Source organism: Bradyrhizobium cosmicum, assembly GCF_032290525.1.
GTDB lineage: Bacteria > Pseudomonadota > Alphaproteobacteria > Rhizobiales > Xanthobacteraceae > Bradyrhizobium > Bradyrhizobium cosmicum_A.
The window spans coordinates 21,806-36,446 of sequence record NZ_JASXTA010000004.1 but is presented as its reverse complement, the minus strand read 5'-3'; the positions used below and the strand labels follow the sequence as shown (position 1 = coordinate 36,446).

The following is a 14,641-nucleotide window of genomic DNA, read 5'->3' as shown; positions in this document are numbered from 1 at the left end:
GCGGGCGACGTCGCGAGCCATGATGCCCAATTGCCCATCCGGGACTCCATCAGGCGGCAGTATGCGAGGTGAAATGGATTCCGGGCTCGCCGCTTCCGCCTTCGCTCTTCGAGCTTCGGCGGACAAGTCGCGTCGGCCCGGAATGACGAGCGTGGAGGATGGGCGTCTATGAATCCTTCAGCGTTGCTGTGCCGAAGCACCGTCGCGACGACCGCACTCGCCTTGTCGAATGCGCATCTGCAGCCGGGGCTTCGAGTACCGCGCCAGCACAAGCCATGACGAGCGGGAGCGCCACGGATGCGGCCAGTGACATTGACTTCACCGGTCTATGCTTTTGACTGCAACCAGCTGCTTCGCAACCTGAATTCCCTCCCGCAGCGCAGCGCCCCTCGCCGGCCCAAGCAAACAAGGACCCTTGAAATGACGCTGTTGCAAGTCGAGCTGGATGACAAATACCGGCTCGAATCGAAGCGGATCTTCCTGTCCGGCACGCAGGCGCTGGTTCGGTTGCCCATGTTGCAGCGCGAACGCGACCGGCTTCAGGGTCTCAACACCGGCGGCTTCATCTCGGGCTATCGCGGCTCCCCGCTCGGCATGTACGACCACGCGCTGTGGCGCGCGAAGGAACACCTCCAGCAGCACGACATCGCTTTCGTCCCCGGCCTGAACGAAGATCTCGCGGCCACCGCCGTCTGGGGCAGCCAGCAGGTCGGCCTGTTTCCCGGCGCCAAGGTCGATGGCGTGTTCGGCATCTGGTACGGCAAGGGCCCCGGCATCGACCGCTCGGTCGACGCGCTCAAGCACGCCAACGCGGCCGGCACCTCGCTCAATGGCGGCGTGCTGGCGCTGGCGGGCGACGACCACGGCTGCCAGTCCTCGACGCTCGCGCATCAGAGCGAGCAGGTGTTCGCGGCGGCGCTGATCCCCGTGATCAATCCGGCGACGCTGCAGGACTATCTCGACCTCGGCCTCTATGGCTTCGCGCTGTCGCGCTTCTCCGGCTGCTGGGTCGGCTTCAAGGCGATCAGCGAGACCGTGGAGAGCTCGGCCTCAATCTACAGCGACCCCGAGCGCATCCAAATCAAGCTTCCCGACGATTTCGAGATGCCGCCCGGCGGCCTCAACATCCGCTGGCCCGATCCGCCGCTGGACGCCGAGCGGCGCCTGTTCGGCCCCAAGATGGAAGCGGTGCAGGCCTTTGCCCGCGCCAACCAGCTCGACCGCATCGTGCTCGATTCAAAGCCCGCGCGACTCGGCATCGTCGCGACCGGCAAGGCCTATCTCGACCTGCGCCAGGCGCTCGCCGACCTGGGGATCACCGACAAGGACGCGCAGGATCTGGGCCTGCGCATCTACAAGGTCGCGATGACCTGGCCGCTGGAGGAGAGCGGCGCGAAGCGTTTCGCCAAAGGTCTTCAGGACGTGCTGGTGGTCGAGGAGAAGCGCGGCTTCGTCGAGGACCAGCTGATGCGCATCCTCTATAACATCGACGCCTCGAGGCGCCCGACCGTCACGGGAAAGCGCGACGAGCGCGGCGCGCCGCTGCTGCCCAGCGAGGGCGAGCTGACGCCGACCATCGTCGCGTCGGCGCTGGTGGCGCGACTGCGCAAGCTCGGTCATCACAGCCCGGTGCTGGAGCAGCGCCTCGCGCGGTTAGAGGCCTTCGACAATCCGGTCGCCGCCAGCACGCCGATCAAGCTTGCGCGCACGCCGTTCTTCTGCTCGGGATGCCCGCACAATTCGTCAACGCGCGTGCCTGAGGGAAGCCGTGCCATGGCCGGCATCGGCTGCCACGGCATGGCCCTGAGCATGCCGACCCGCCGCACCGATCTGATCTCGCATATGGGCGCCGAGGGCGTGAACTGGATCGGCCAGTCACCCTTCACAACCGAAAAGCACATCTTCCAGAATCTCGGCGACGGCACCTACACCCATTCGGGGCTTCTCGCCCTCCGCGCGGCATCTGCCGCCGGCATCAGCATCACCTACAAGATCCTCTACAATGACGCCGTCGCGATGACCGGTGGCCAGCCCGCCGAGGGCAGTTTCAATGTCGCCCAGATCGCGCACCAGGTCTGGGCCGAAGGTGTGAAGCGCCTCGCGATCGTCTCGGACGATCCGGGCAAGTATCCGCAAGGCAACTACTTCCCGCAAGGCGCGACCATCCATCACCGCCGCGAGCTCGATGCCGTGCAGCGCGAGCTGCGCGACATCAAGGGTCTCACGGTCGTGATCTACGACCAGACCTGCGCCGCCGAAAAGCGCCGACGCCGCAAGCGAGGTTTGTATCCCGATCCCGCCAAACGCGCCTTCATCAACGAGCTCGTCTGCGAAGGCTGCGGCGACTGCTCGCAGGCCTCCAACTGCGTTTCGGTGCAGCCACTGGAGACCGAGTTCGGCCGCAAGCGCCAGATCGACCAGTCGAATTGCAACAAGGACTTTTCCTGCGTCGAGGGCTTTTGCCCGAGCTTTGTCACCGTGCATGGCGGGACACTGAAGCGCATGAAGACATCGGCGATCGATTCCGGACAGTTGTTCGCCGATTTGCCGTTGCCTCCTGCCCGCGAACTGGAAGCGCCGTACAACATCCTCGTCACCGGCATCGGCGGCACCGGCGTCATCACCATCGGCGCGCTGCTCGGCATGGCCGCCCATGTCGACGGCCGCGGCTGCTCGGCACTCGACTTCACCGGCCTATCGCAGAAGAACGGCGCGGTGATGAGCCATGTCCGCATTGCGCGGAAGCCTGAGGACATCTCGGCGGTTCGCATCACCACCGGCGGCGCCGACGTCATTCTCGGCTGCGATATGGTCGTCTCGGCCGGCCCCTCCGCTCTCAGCCGCGCCGAGCGCGGCGTGACCAGGGCCTATATCAACGCCGACCTGCAGCCGACCGCGAGCTTCGTGCAGAACCCCGACCTCGATTTCGAGCTGGGCACGATGCAGACCGTGCTGCGTGACGCCATCGGCGACAAGAATCTCGACATCATCGACGCCACAGCTATTGCCACCGCGCTGATGGGCGACAGCATCGCGACCAATCCTTTCATGCTCGGCTTCGCCTTCCAGAAGGGCGCGATCCCGCTGTCGCTCGAAGCGCTGCTCCGCGCCATCGAGATCAACGGTGCCGCAATCGAGATGAACAAGCTCGCCTTCACCTGGGGGCGCCTCGCCGCCCACGACATGTCGCGGGTGCGCAACGTGCTCCAGTTCAAGAGCCGGGCGTCCACCCCGACGAAATCGCTCGACGACATCATCGCGACCCGCGCTGAATTCCTGACGGCCTATCAGAACAAGGCCTATGCGGACCGCTATCTTGCCGCCGTCGCCAAGGTGCGAAAGGCGGAGAGCGCGGCTTCGCCGGCTTCTACCGAACTGACTGAAGCCGTGGCGAAGAACCTGTTCAAGCTGATGTCCTACAAGGACGAGTACGAGGTTGCGCGGCTCTATACCGACGGCAATTTTGCGAAGAAGGTGTCGGAGAAATTCGACGGCGACTTCACGCTGAAATACCACCTCGCACCTCCGATCTTCGCGCAGCGCGACAAGACGACCGGGCATCTCCAGAAGCAGGAATTCGGCGGCTGGATGATCCACGCCTTCCGCGTGCTGGCCAAGCTGAAATTCCTGCGCGGCAGCGCGCTCGACCCGTTCGGCCGTACCGAGGAGCGCCGGGCCGAGCGCAAGCTGATCGCGGATTATCTCGGCATGATCGATCAGCGCATTGCGGGGCTGAAACCCGAACAGATCCCTCTGTTGGCAAGGCTTGCGCGCGTACCCGAAACGATCCGCGGCTTCGGCCACGTCAAGGAAGCCAATATCAAGCTGGCGGCGGCCGAGAAGGCGCGGCTTGAGACGGAGCTGGAGAACAGCCGGTTTGCGGCGGCGGCGGAGTAGCGGTGAGGGCGCGAGGGCCTCTCCGCGCTAGCGAGCCGGCTTGCGCTCGATCGGATCGATATCGATGGCCCGCAGGCGGCCGAGCCGCAGCACGTCCATGGCGAGCCGACGGCCGATCCGGTCGCGGTCGAGCACGCGGATCAAATCGTCGACGCCGTTGATCTCGACGCCGTCGAGCCTGACGACGACGTCGCCGGGCAACAGGCCCGCCTTGGCCGCCGGTCCGTCCGGTTCGATCTGGGCGAGCAGCGCACCCATCTTGTTCTCGACGCCGGCCAGCAAGGCATGCCGCCGCGGGACCGGCGCGGTCTGCCCGGCCACGCCGATATAGGCGCGGCGGACATAGCCGTGGCGGATGATCTCCGACAGCACGAATTGCGCAGTGTTGCTGGCGACCGCGAAGCAGATGCCTTGCGCACCGTTGATGATGGCAGTGTTGATGCCGATCACCTCGGCATTCGACGACACCAGCGGGCCGCCGGAATTGCCGGGGTTGAGCGCGGCATCGGTCTGGATCACGTCCTCGATGGTGCGCCCGCTGACCGAACGGATCGAACGGCCCAGCGCGGAGACGACCCCGGCGGTCACGGTCGATTCAAAGCCGAGCGGATTGCCGATCGCGATCACGAGCTGGCCGCGCCGCAAGCTCTTGGAATTGCCGAGTGCGGCGTAAGGCAAGTCGCGCACGCCGTTGGCGCGCAGCAACGCAAGATCGGTATCGGGATCGACGCCGAGCACCCGGGCGTCGCCGACATGCCCCTCGACGTCGCGCAGCCGGATCTCCCTGGAGGAGCCGACCACATGGCTGTTGGTGAGCACAAGCCCGTCCGGCGAGATCACGATGCCGGAGCCGAGCCCGCCGCGCTCGCGGCCGTTCGGCACCTTTGGACCGGTCTCGACCCGCACGACCGCAGGGCCGACCCGGTCGGTCACGTCGATCACGGCATTGGAATAGGCGTCCAGCAGCGCCCCGTCACTGACCGGCGCAACCGCTGTCGTTCGCGATGACGCGGCGTCATCGACGATGTCTGAGGTGAAATCCAGCATGGCAAGAGTCCTTGAGGCTCACACAGATGGTGGCCTGTTTCCTTTCGCGCAAGTAGCCCGCTCGGGACGCAGGGCTGGACTACCAAGGTGGCTAGGTCGCCCGCCGCAGCGCGCCAGCCCTCGCCTTGACGGGGTCGAGCAGCGACCAGTCGCCGTCCGGAAGCACATGGCCCTTCGGGAATGGTGCGCGCAGTTCGAGCCCCAGCGAGCGCAGCACGCGGTCGTCGCGGTAGTAGCATTGCAGCACGACGCGAACGAGTGTTGCGGCGGCCGCACCGCCGGAGCTTCGAAACTCCTGCGCAACCGCATCGCGCCTCGCGGCATCGAGCTCAGCGAGCGGCCCTCCGGCCAGTCTCGCCAGATGGTCCAGCGCCGCCACTACCAGATTGGTGTCGCGCCCCAACGTCGCCAGCATGTCGGCCTGGATCGCGGGATCGTCGGCACCGGGCACCTCGTACTCCTCGCTGGCGGGAACGATCATCGCGGCGATGGTGCGGAGGTCGTCGCGCTGTCGCGGTGTGAGTTGATTGTCTGCGGACATGACGGCCTCAATCGAACAAGTTTGCGAGGCGCTGCTTCATCTGGTCGGCGATGTAGAGCGCGAGCGCCTGGATGGTGGAGGTCGGGTTGACGCCGCCCGAGGTGACGAAGATGCTGCCGTCGACGATGAAGAGGTTCTTCACGTCGTGCGTGCGGCCCGATTCGTTGACGACGGAACGCTCGGGGTCGGTGCCCATCCGCGCGGTGCCGAGCAAATGCCAGCCGCCCCATGGGATCGGGCTGTTGACGCAGATGTCGGTCGCCCCCGCGGTTTCCAAGACCTCGCGGCCGCGCGCCAACGCATGCTCCATCATTCTCCGGCTGTTCTCGCTGATCGTGTAGTCGATCTTCGGCGCCGGAATGCCGTGGCTGTCCTTCAGCACCGGATCGAGCGTAACCCGGTTGTGCTCTTCCGGCAGGTCCTCGCAGATCGCTGAGAACCCGAGCCGATGGCCGTTGAGCTTGCGGAAGACGCGGTGATGATCGGCGCCCCAGGGCAAAATGCCCTTCTGCTCGCTGACGACGGCCTCGAACACGGGTCCTGCGCCGCGCACGAACTGGACGCCATAACCGCGCACGAAGCCACGCGACAGGTCGGTGTCATACCACTCCTTGCTCCACAAGCAGGTCGGCGGCGCGCGATTGGAGTCGGTCGGCTCCTTCACATAGCCGTAGATCTGCGCGTAGGGATGGAACATCAAATTCTTGCCGACGAGGCCCGATGAATTGGCAAGGCCGTTCGGGAAGCGGCTCGATGCCGAGTTCAAGAGCAGCCGCGGCGTGCCGACGCCGTTGCAGGCGATGATGACGACATGCGCCGGCTGGAACTGCTCGACGCCGTCCTTGTCGTAATAGACCACGCCCGAGGCCATGCCGTTCTCGTCGGTGGTGATCTCGCGTACCCGGCAATGGGTGCGCAGCTCGACGCCGGCGCGGACCGCGTGCGGCCAATAGGTAATGTCGGTCGAGGACTTTGCGCCTTGCGCGCAGGCCGGCGTGCAATGGCCGAGATTGATGCAACGCGCCCGGCCCTGGTAGTCCATGGTCGCGACCGTCGTGTCCGACGGCCACCAGTGCCAGCCGAGCTTGTTCATGGCCTTGCCGATGATGGCGCCGGACAATCCGAGCGGCTGCTGCGGCATCGGCGGATGCGTCAGCGGCGAGCGCGGATCGCCAGACAGACCCGATGTCCCCATCATCCGGTCGTTCTCCTCGAAGAACGGGGTCAGCGCGTCGTAGTCGATCGGCCAGTCGTCCGCGACGCCGTCGAGCGTCTTGACCTTGAAATCGGAGGGATGCAGCCGCGGCCAGTGCGCGGTGTACATCACCGTGGAACCGCCGACCGCATTGTAGTTGACGACCTTGATCGGCGAATTGTCGTCGTTGATCGGATAGTCCTCGGGCCGGCCGCGGACATTCGGGCTTGACGACCACTCGCCGTAGAACTTGGCCTCCCAATCCCGACCCGTGCTGGGATATTCCGCCGGGTTCATCCAGCCGCCTTGCTCGAGGCAGAGAATGTGCATCTTGGTCTCGGCCAACGACCACGCCACCGCCGCTCCTGAAGCGCCGGCGCCGATGATCAGGACGTCCACGGGATCTTTCATCGCAACTTTTTCCCTCCCCTCGCCGCTTTCCGGACGATTCGGCCGTCAAGGCTCGTAGGCTTGCGCAAACGATAGGGGCAGAGGACCCGGCGAGTAAAGGCTGGCGGGCGAATGTCGCACTTCGCTGGGCGCAGACCATTGGTATCGCCATGTCCGGATGCTAGGAACGAGGGGCAAGAGCCATCGATAGCGAGAAGTTATGTCCTTCGAGAATTCATTTGCCGCCGCCCGCGCTTTCGCGCTTGTTTTGTTTCTCGCTCTGTCCGGGTTTCTGGGCGCCGCCGGCCCAGCGGCCGCGCTGACCGCCGCCGCGACTGTCCGGGACGGCAATTCGATTCAGCTCGGCGACGTCACCTACCGGCTGGACGGCGTCGACGCGCCCGAACTGGACCAGGTCTGCATCGACGACCACGCTGATCCCTGGACCTGCGGCATCGAGGCCCGCGATCAGCTCACCAAGCTCATCAACAAGCGTTCCGTGCGCTGTGACGATGTCGGCCCGGAAAAGAGTTTTGGCAAGCGCCACCGGGCGATCTGCATGGCCGAGGGCGACAAGGCCAGCCTGAACGAGCAGCTGGTCAAGCTCGGCTATGCCATCGCTCGCGAGCCGATCAAGGCCAACGTCAAGGCGGCGGCAGTCGAAGCCAAGACAGCGTCAGCCGGCATCTGGAAGGGCTGCTTTGTTGCACCGCAGGAATTCCGCGCCGGCAAGAAGGACGGCGCCCTCCTGGGTGCTGCCTGCCGCCCTGATCGCGACAAGGAGATCCGCGCGGTCCTGTTTCCGGACGAGCTCACGATGCCGCCAAGCTGCAGTATCAAGGGCAAGCTCGCGGTGCGCGCACGCGTCACCGGCAATATCGGCATCTATCATCTGCGGGGCTGCCCGAGCTATCCCGCGACCACCAAGCCGGACCGCTGGTTCTGCTCGGAGGACGACGCCCAGGCCGCCGGCTTCCGCAAGGCCTACAATTGCCGCCGGCCAAAGTGAAAGTGGTTCACGCAGCCGTGAGTGGTACCCGGAGACAGTATTGAACCGGAATTGAACTCTTTCGGGAGTTGCTGCACCTATGAACGTGCGCACGCGCTTTGCGCGAGCGCTTCCTTGGCAGACGATCCTCATCGGATTGTCTTTGCTCGGGCGTTTCCTCCCTAGACTTGGGCCGCTTGTCACAAACAAGCGGCTCTTCTTTTTTGCGGATCCTATCTCCGCATCTGCATGATGTGATCCATCGGCGGCATGTTCGCGTTCAGATGCGCCATGATCCAGACCGTCCCGCCCACGACGAGGAAGACGACCAACAGCCCGAAAGCGAGCGCCAGCACGTTGTTGGTGTTATCGGGTCCCGTGGTGATGTGGAGGAAGAACACGAGGTGCACGCCCATCTGCGCGATCGCAAGCACGATCAGCGCGACAGGGATGGAAGGCTGCCAGACCAGATCGGTGCCGGCAATGAAGAACGACGTCGCCGTGAGCAGCAGCGCCAAAGCGAGGCCGACGACATAGCCGAGCACCCGCTCGCCGACGCTGTGTTGCTCCTCATCGCCCGGTGCGATGTCATGCTGGGTCCGCACATGCACCTGATCGCTCATACGCCACTCCCAAGCAAAGAGACGACGGAGAAGACCCCCACCCAGACGATGTCGAGCGCGTGCCAGAACAGCGCAAAGCACATCATCCGGCGCAGGACGTCGGCGCGAAAGCCCTTGGCAAAGACCTGAGCCATCATGGTCAGGAGCCAGAGCACGCCGGCCGAGACATGCAGCCCGTGGCATCCGACCAGCGAGAAGAACGCGGTCAGGAAGGCGCTGCGCGAGGGGCCGTAGCCGCGCGCGACGAGGTCGGAAAATTCGCGAAACTCGATGGCCAGGAAGATGAGGCCGAGCAAACAGGTCACGGCCATACCGAGGTAGAACCACAACCGGTTGCGGACGTCGGCGGCAATGCTGGCCATGCCGCAGGTAAAACTCGACAACAGCAGGCAGACCGTCTCGATCGCGACGTTCCGCTGCTCGAAAATCTCCGATCCTTTCGGGCCGCCGGCGGTCTGGTCGACCAGCACCGCATAGGCCGCGAAGAAACAGGAGAACATCACGATGTCGGAGAGCAGGAAGACCCAGAAGCCGTAGGCGGTCACGATCCGCTTTGGCGCCGGGCCGGGATGCTCGATGACGATGCCGATGTGATGGGGATCGGCGTGCGCACGGCCGGCGGTTGCGGTCATCGCCATCAGACTGTTCCCGCCATGCTGACGAGGCCGCGCCGCTCCTCGAGATTGGCGCCGTCGACGCGCGCGACCTCCTCGGCCGGGATGACGTACTCGTCGTGGTCGCGCCAGGCGAACACGACAAAGGTCGCCCACGCGCCCAAGCCTCCTAGAATCACCATCCACCAGATGTGCCAGATCAGCGCAAAGCCCATGATGGTGGCGAAGAACGCGCAGACGAAGCCGGTCGGCGAATTCCTGGGCATCTCGATATCCTGATATTCCGGCCTGTCATGCTCGAGCTGCTGCTTGGTGTGGGCCTTCATGTCCCAATAGGCGTCCTCGCCGCGCACATCGGGATTGAAGGCGAAATTGAACACCGGCGGCGGCGACGATGTCGCCCATTCCAGCGAGCGGCCGTCCCAGGGGTCGCCGGTGCGGTCGCGCAGGGCCTCGCGATTGCGGATGCTGACGACGAGCTGCACGATCTGGCAGAGCACGCCGATCGTCAGCACGGCCATGCCGACCGCCGCAACCAGCATCCAGGGTCGCCACGCCGCGACGTCGTAATGCTGCATGCGCCTCGTCATTCCGAGCATGCCGGCGATGTAGAGCGGGATGAAGGTGACGTAGAAGCCGAGGAAGGTGAACCAGAACGCGGCCTTGCCCCAGCGCTCGTCGAGGCGGAAACCGAACGCCTTCGGAAACCAGTATTCGAAACCGGCGAAGGCGCCGAACAGCACGCCGCCGATAATGACGTTGTGGAAGTGCGCCACGAGGAACATGCTGTTGTGGAGCATGAAGTCTGCCGGCGGCACTGCGAGCAATACGCCCGTCAGCCCGCCGATGATGAACGTGACCATGAAACCGACCGCCCATAGCATCGGCGTCGCAAAGCGAACGCGGCCGCCATACATCGTGAACAGCCAGTTGTAGATCTTCACCCCCGTCGGCACCGCAATGATCATGCTCGCGATGCCGAAGATGGCATTGACGTCGGGCCCCGCCCCCATCGTGAAGAAATGATGCAGCCAGACCATGAAGGAGATGACGCAGATCGCCATGGTGGCGAGCACCATCGAGCGGTAGCCGAACAGCGCCTTGCCGGAGAAGGTCGAGACCACCTCCGAGAAGATGCCGAAGGCCGGCAGCACGAGGATGTAGACCTCGGGATGCCCCCAAGCCCAGATCAGGTTCATGAACATCATGACGTTGCCGCCGGCCTCGTTGGTGAAGAAGTGGAAGCCGAGGTAGCGGTCGAGCAGCAGCATCGCGAGCGTGGCGGTGAGGATCGGAAATGCCGCAACGATGAGCAGGTTGGAGGCCAGCGTGGTCCAGCAGAACATCGGCATGCGCAGATAGTTCATGCCCCTGGTACGCAGCTTCAGCACGGTGGTAACGAGATTGATGCCGGCGACCAGCGTGCCGACGCCGGAGATCTGCAGCGACCAAGCGTAATAGTCCACGCCGACACCTGGCGAATAGGACAGCTCCGACAGCGGCGGAAAGGCGAGCCAGCCGGTGCGCGCGAATTCGCCGATCACCAGCGACAGATTGACCAGCAGCGCGCCGGTCGCGGTCAGCCAGAAGCCGACCGAATTGAGCGTCGGGAACGCGACGTCGCGCACGCCGAGCTGCAGCGGCACGACCAGGTTCATCAGCCCGATCACGAACGGCATCGCCACGAAGAAGATCATGATGGTGCCGTGGGCCGAAAAAATCTGGTTGTAGTGCTCGGGTGGAAGATAGCCCTGCGACTGGAAGGCGACCGCCTGCTGGATCCGCATCATGATGGCGTCGCTGCCACCGCGCAGCAGCATCACGGAGGCCAGCAGGATGTACATGACGCCGATGCGCTTGTGATCGACGCTGGTGATCCATTCGTGCCAGAGATAGGGCAGATGCCCCTTCACCACGACCCAGATCAGCACGCCGAGAATCGCGACCAGCACGATCCCGCCGGCGACGAGCGGAATGGGCTGATCGAACGGAATGGCCGACCAGTCGAGCTTACCGAGCATCGTGGCCTCCACTGTGCGACCGGCCTGCTTCGGATGCGAGCTCGGGTCCAGGACCCGGCGGAATGTGCTGGGTTGCGATCAGATCGAACAGGCGAGGATCGTCCAGGCGGAAGGCCGGCCTGCCCTTCTCGATGCCCTGCTGCATCAGCTTCTTGTAGCTCTCCTCGTTCAGCACGGCATCGGTCTTCGCCGTGGTCGCGACCCAGTCCGGGAAGGCGAGCGGCGAGATCACGTTGACGTCGAACATCATGTCGGGGAAGCCGTCGCCGGAAAAATGCGCCGACAGCCCCTGCAGCTTGCCTTCATTGTCGGCGCGCAGGTTCAGCTTCGTCACCATGCCGTTCATGGTGTAGATCATGCTGCCGAGCTGCGGGATAAAGAAGGTGTTCATCACGCTCGACGACGTCAGCTGGAAATTCAGCTCGGCGCCGGCCGGTACCGTCAGCGTGTTGACGGTGGCGATGCGCTGGTCCGGATAGATGAAGAGCCATTTCCAGTCGAGCGAGACGGCCTGGATCCGCACCGGGGCGCCGGTGCCCGGCACTGGGGCTGCTGGATCGAGCTGGTGCGAGCCGATCCAGGCGACGCCGCCGAGCAGGATCACGGTCAGCGCGGGGATCGCCCACACCACCATCTCGACCCGTCCGGAATAGACGAAGTCCGGCTGGAAGCGCGCTTTCGGATTGGAGGCGCGAAACCAGAACGCAAAGGCCAGGATCGCGAAAATGGTCGGCACCACGATCGCGAGCATGATGAAGACGGAATCGACCAGAATGGTGCTGTTGGCCGCAGCAACAGGCCCTTGCGGATCGAGCAGATTCATCGGCAGGCCACTGACGATTGAGAAGCCCCGGGGGAGAGCGTAACGCGAAAAACGCCCCGGCAGCAACGCAGTCGCTTGAGTTCGGTTCCTGCGCAGCAGCAAGCCCTTGCGCGTGCACGCACTTTCCTCGAGGCATCGGAGCCATGCATGTTCGGCGGGACGGCGTGCGCCGAATGCCAACCACTCTGCGATCGATCGCTCTTCTGCTCCGCTTGTCACGTGCTATCGTGATGAAAAAGCAGGGAGAAAGCGTCATGCGCCTGAACGACAAAGTCGCCATCGTGGTTGGGGCCGGCCAGAGCCCCGGTGAAGGCATGGGCAACGGCCGCGCCACCGCGCTGACCTTCGCGCGCGAGGGCGCAAAGGTGCTGTGCGTCGATCATCATCTGGAATCGGCACAGGAAACCGCCGCGATGATCGCAGAGAAAAACGGCTCCGCCGCAGCCTTCAGGGCCGACGTGACAAAGGCCGCTGACATCAAGGCGATGGTCACGGACGCGCAGACGCGCTGGAGCCGGATCGACGTACTGCACAACAATGTCGGCGTCAGCCTGTCCGGCGGCGATGCCGAGCTGCTTCAAATCACCGAGGAGGCGTTCGACCGCATCGTCGCCATCAATCTGAAGAGCTGCATCCTCGCGGCGAAGGAAGTGATCCCGATCATGCGGGCCCAGAACAGTGGCGCCATCATCAACATCTCTTCGATGGCGGCGATCACCACCTATCCCTACGTCGCCTACAAGGCGACGAAATCGGCGATGATCGCCTTCACCGAGCAACTCGCCTACCAGAACGCCGAATACGGCATCCGCGCCAACGTCATCCTGCCCGGCCTGATGAACACGCCGATGGCCGTCGATACCCGCGCCCGCGAATGGCACAAGACCCGTGCCGAAGTCGAAGCCGAACGCGACAGCAAGGTGCCGCTGCGCAAGAAGATGGGCACGGCATGGGATGTCGCGAACGCCGCGCTGTTCCTGGCCTCGGACGAAGCGAACTTCATCACCGGCGTGACGCTGCCGGTGGATGGAGGCGCGAGCGTGAGGCGGGGGTGACACCTTCTTGCCCTTCTCCGCACGCGGAGAGAGGAGACAAAGGCTCGCTCAGCGCGAGTACGTCACCCGCCAGATCGTGCCGTTGCCGTCTTCCGACACCAGCAGCGAACCATCCTTCGCCACGGCGACGCCGACCGGCCGTCCCCATACCTCGCTGTCGCTTACCACGAAGCCCGTGACGAAGTCCTCGTACTCGCCCGTTGGCTTGCCTTCCTTCATCCTGATGCGGATCACCTTGTAGCCGGTGCGCTTCGAGCGGTTCCAGGAGCCGTGCTCGGCGGCGAAGGCGTCGCCCTGGTACTCGGACGGAAATTGCGTGCCCTGATAGAAGGTCATGCCGAGCGAGGCCGAGTGCGGCTGGATCAGCACATCAGGCACCGTCACCTTGTCCCTGAGGTCGGGTCGCGCGCCGGCGTGGCGCGGGTCCTCGTTGCCGCCGACATAGAACCACGGCCAGCCGTAGAACGCGCCCTCCTTCACGCTCGTCACGTAGTCCGGCACGAGATCGTCGCCGAGTCCGTCCCGCTCGTTGGTCGAGCACCAGGGCAGGCCGGTCTGCAGCTGGATTGCGAGGCCGACGCAATTGCGGATGCCGGTCGCATAGATCTTCCGCTCCTTGCCATCGGGGTTGAAGGACAGCACGGCGGCACGCTCGGTCTCGCTGGCCCAGGCCGCGCCAAGCGGCTGCGCTTTCGACCACGCATCCAACCCGCCCGGTGGCGTCCCCATGCCCTCGGCGACATTGCTGAGCGAGCCGACCGAGACCAGCATGCGCTTGTTGTCAGGCGTGAAGACGATATCGCGCGTGGAGTGGCCGCCGTCGTGCGGCAGGCTCGCAACGATCGTCTCCGCCTTGCCGCGCGCCTTGATGTCGCCGGCCTGATAGGGGAAGCGGACGACGCTGTCGGTGTTGGCGACATAGACCCATTGCGGATTGTCGCCGTTCGGAAAGAAGGCGATGCCGAACGGCTGCCGCAGCCCGCTCGCAAACACCTCGTTGGTCGCGACCTTGCCGCTCTCGCCGGCGCGAAGCACACGGATGGTGCCGGCCCGCGTCTCCGCGACGAAGACATCGCCGTTCGGCGCGACCCTAATGATGCGCGGAGCGCGCAAGCCTTCGGCAAACAGCTCGACCTTGAAACCTGTCGGCACCTGGGGCGAGGCTTCCGGCGGCCGCGCCACCACGCGCGCGGAGCTTGCAAACGACCGCGTGGCGCCGGGCCTGACCAGATCCTGCGGCCGGATCAATCTGACCGTACCGGGCTTGTCGGCCTGCCAATCGCCATAGGCATCCTTGCCCTGCAGCACCGGCTCCGCCTGCGCACCGGTCGCAACCGCGACCAGCAATCCCGCGGCCATCGCCACGGACCATGTCCTGATTTTCACGTCGTCTTCCTCCCGGCCTGCACGTCTCGCGCGTCAACGCCGATCGATCCGCAAATGGTCT

11 protein-coding genes are annotated in these 14,641 nt (G+C 64.7%); 3 read left to right on the top strand and 8 right to left on the bottom strand.

Translation table 11 applies throughout. The features are described from left to right. Positions 1-420: 420 nt before the first annotated feature. Entirely contained in the window at positions 421-3,897 is a 3,477-nt protein-coding gene (locus QSV46_RS08715) for an indolepyruvate ferredoxin oxidoreductase family protein (protein ID WP_314949331.1), read from the top strand. Between the two features lie 27 nt (positions 3,898-3,924). Here the strand turns inward: QSV46_RS08715 and QSV46_RS08710 are convergent, their stop codons facing one another. The 3 genes from QSV46_RS08710 to QSV46_RS08700 all read right to left on the bottom strand — a co-directional run bounded on the left by QSV46_RS08710 (position 3,925) and on the right by QSV46_RS08700 (position 7,091). Then, complete coding sequence (locus tag QSV46_RS08710) at positions 3,925-4,944, bottom strand: S1C family serine protease (RefSeq protein ID WP_314949330.1); 1,020 nt, start codon at positions 4,942-4,944, stop codon at positions 3,925-3,927. A 91-nt stretch (positions 4,945-5,035) separates the two neighbouring features. Then, positions 5,036-5,485, bottom strand: a complete 450-nt coding sequence (locus QSV46_RS08705; RefSeq protein WP_314949329.1) for a hypothetical protein — start codon at positions 5,483-5,485, stop codon at positions 5,036-5,038. Between the two features lie 7 nt (positions 5,486-5,492). Further along, positions 5,493-7,091 (bottom strand): GMC family oxidoreductase, encoded by a 1,599-nt coding sequence (locus QSV46_RS08700; protein WP_314949328.1) that lies wholly within the window; start codon positions 7,089-7,091, stop codon positions 5,493-5,495. Between the two features lie 199 nt (positions 7,092-7,290). Between QSV46_RS08700 and QSV46_RS08695 the strand changes: the two genes are divergently transcribed. Then, positions 7,291-8,079 carry a thermonuclease family protein gene (locus QSV46_RS08695; RefSeq protein WP_314949326.1) on the top strand — a complete coding sequence of 263 codons (789 nt, stop codon included), beginning with the start codon at positions 7,291-7,293 and terminating at the stop codon, positions 8,077-8,079. A gap of 212 nt (positions 8,080-8,291) precedes the next feature. Here the strand turns inward: QSV46_RS08695 and cyoD are convergent, their stop codons facing one another. The 4 genes from cyoD to QSV46_RS08675 are packed head-to-tail and all read right to left on the bottom strand — an operon-like array spanning position 8,292 to position 12,139. Beyond that, on the bottom strand, positions 8,292-8,681 hold the full coding sequence (gene cyoD, locus QSV46_RS08690; protein ID WP_314949324.1) for a cytochrome o ubiquinol oxidase subunit IV: 390 nt from the start codon (positions 8,679-8,681) through the stop codon (positions 8,292-8,294). After that, positions 8,678-9,319: a cytochrome (ubi)quinol oxidase subunit III gene (locus QSV46_RS08685; protein WP_314949322.1), complete on the bottom strand. Its 642-nt coding sequence runs from the start codon at positions 9,317-9,319 to the stop codon at positions 8,678-8,680. Before QSV46_RS08685 ends, cyoD begins: the two co-directional genes overlap by 4 nt. Further along, positions 9,319-11,316, bottom strand: a complete 1,998-nt coding sequence (gene cyoB, locus QSV46_RS08680) for a cytochrome o ubiquinol oxidase subunit I (RefSeq protein ID WP_314949320.1) — start codon at positions 11,314-11,316, stop codon at positions 9,319-9,321. Before cyoB ends, QSV46_RS08685 begins: the two co-directional genes overlap by 1 nt. Next, positions 11,306-12,139: a cytochrome ubiquinol oxidase subunit II gene (locus QSV46_RS08675; protein ID WP_314949318.1), complete on the bottom strand. Its 834-nt coding sequence runs from the start codon at positions 12,137-12,139 to the stop codon at positions 11,306-11,308. The genes cyoB and QSV46_RS08675 overlap by 11 nt, the downstream gene beginning before the upstream one ends. Before the next feature lie 254 nt (positions 12,140-12,393). Here QSV46_RS08675 and QSV46_RS08670 point away from each other — a divergent pair, with 254 nt between their 5' ends. Then, on the top strand, positions 12,394-13,194 hold the full coding sequence (locus QSV46_RS08670; protein WP_314949316.1) for an SDR family NAD(P)-dependent oxidoreductase: 801 nt from the start codon (positions 12,394-12,396) through the stop codon (positions 13,192-13,194). 48 nt (positions 13,195-13,242) lie between these two features. On the opposite strand, the gene QSV46_RS08665 is transcribed toward QSV46_RS08670, so the two are convergent. After that, positions 13,243-14,553, bottom strand: a complete 1,311-nt coding sequence (locus QSV46_RS08665; RefSeq protein WP_314949972.1) for a sorbosone dehydrogenase family protein — start codon at positions 14,551-14,553, stop codon at positions 13,243-13,245. Between the last annotated feature and the right edge of the window lie 88 nt (positions 14,554-14,641).

Excerpts from the sequence above, each read along its gene's own strand:
- QSV46_RS08715 (WP_314949331.1), top strand. The coding sequence starts at position 421 with ATGACGCTGTTGCAAGTCGAGCTGGATGACAAATACCGGCTCGAATCG.
- QSV46_RS08710 (WP_314949330.1), bottom strand. The coding sequence starts at position 4,944 with ATGCTGGATTTCACCTCAGACATCGTCGATGACGCCGCGTCATCGCGA.
- QSV46_RS08705 (WP_314949329.1), bottom strand. The coding sequence starts at position 5,485 with ATGTCCGCAGACAATCAACTCACACCGCGACAGCGCGACGACCTCCGC.
- QSV46_RS08700 (WP_314949328.1), bottom strand. The coding sequence starts at position 7,091 with ATGAAAGATCCCGTGGACGTCCTGATCATCGGCGCCGGCGCTTCAGGA.
- QSV46_RS08695 (WP_314949326.1), top strand. The coding sequence starts at position 7,291 with ATGTCCTTCGAGAATTCATTTGCCGCCGCCCGCGCTTTCGCGCTTGTT.
- cyoD (WP_314949324.1), bottom strand. The coding sequence starts at position 8,681 with ATGAGCGATCAGGTGCATGTGCGGACCCAGCATGACATCGCACCGGGC.
- QSV46_RS08685 (WP_314949322.1), bottom strand. The coding sequence starts at position 9,319 with ATGGCGATGACCGCAACCGCCGGCCGTGCGCACGCCGATCCCCATCAC.
- cyoB (WP_314949320.1), bottom strand. The coding sequence starts at position 11,316 with ATGCTCGGTAAGCTCGACTGGTCGGCCATTCCGTTCGATCAGCCCATT.
- QSV46_RS08675 (WP_314949318.1), bottom strand. The coding sequence starts at position 12,139 with ATGAATCTGCTCGATCCGCAAGGGCCTGTTGCTGCGGCCAACAGCACC.
- QSV46_RS08670 (WP_314949316.1), top strand. The coding sequence starts at position 12,394 with ATGCGCCTGAACGACAAAGTCGCCATCGTGGTTGGGGCCGGCCAGAGC.
- QSV46_RS08665 (WP_314949972.1), bottom strand. The coding sequence starts at position 14,553 with ATGGCCGCGGGATTGCTGGTCGCGGTTGCGACCGGTGCGCAGGCGGAG.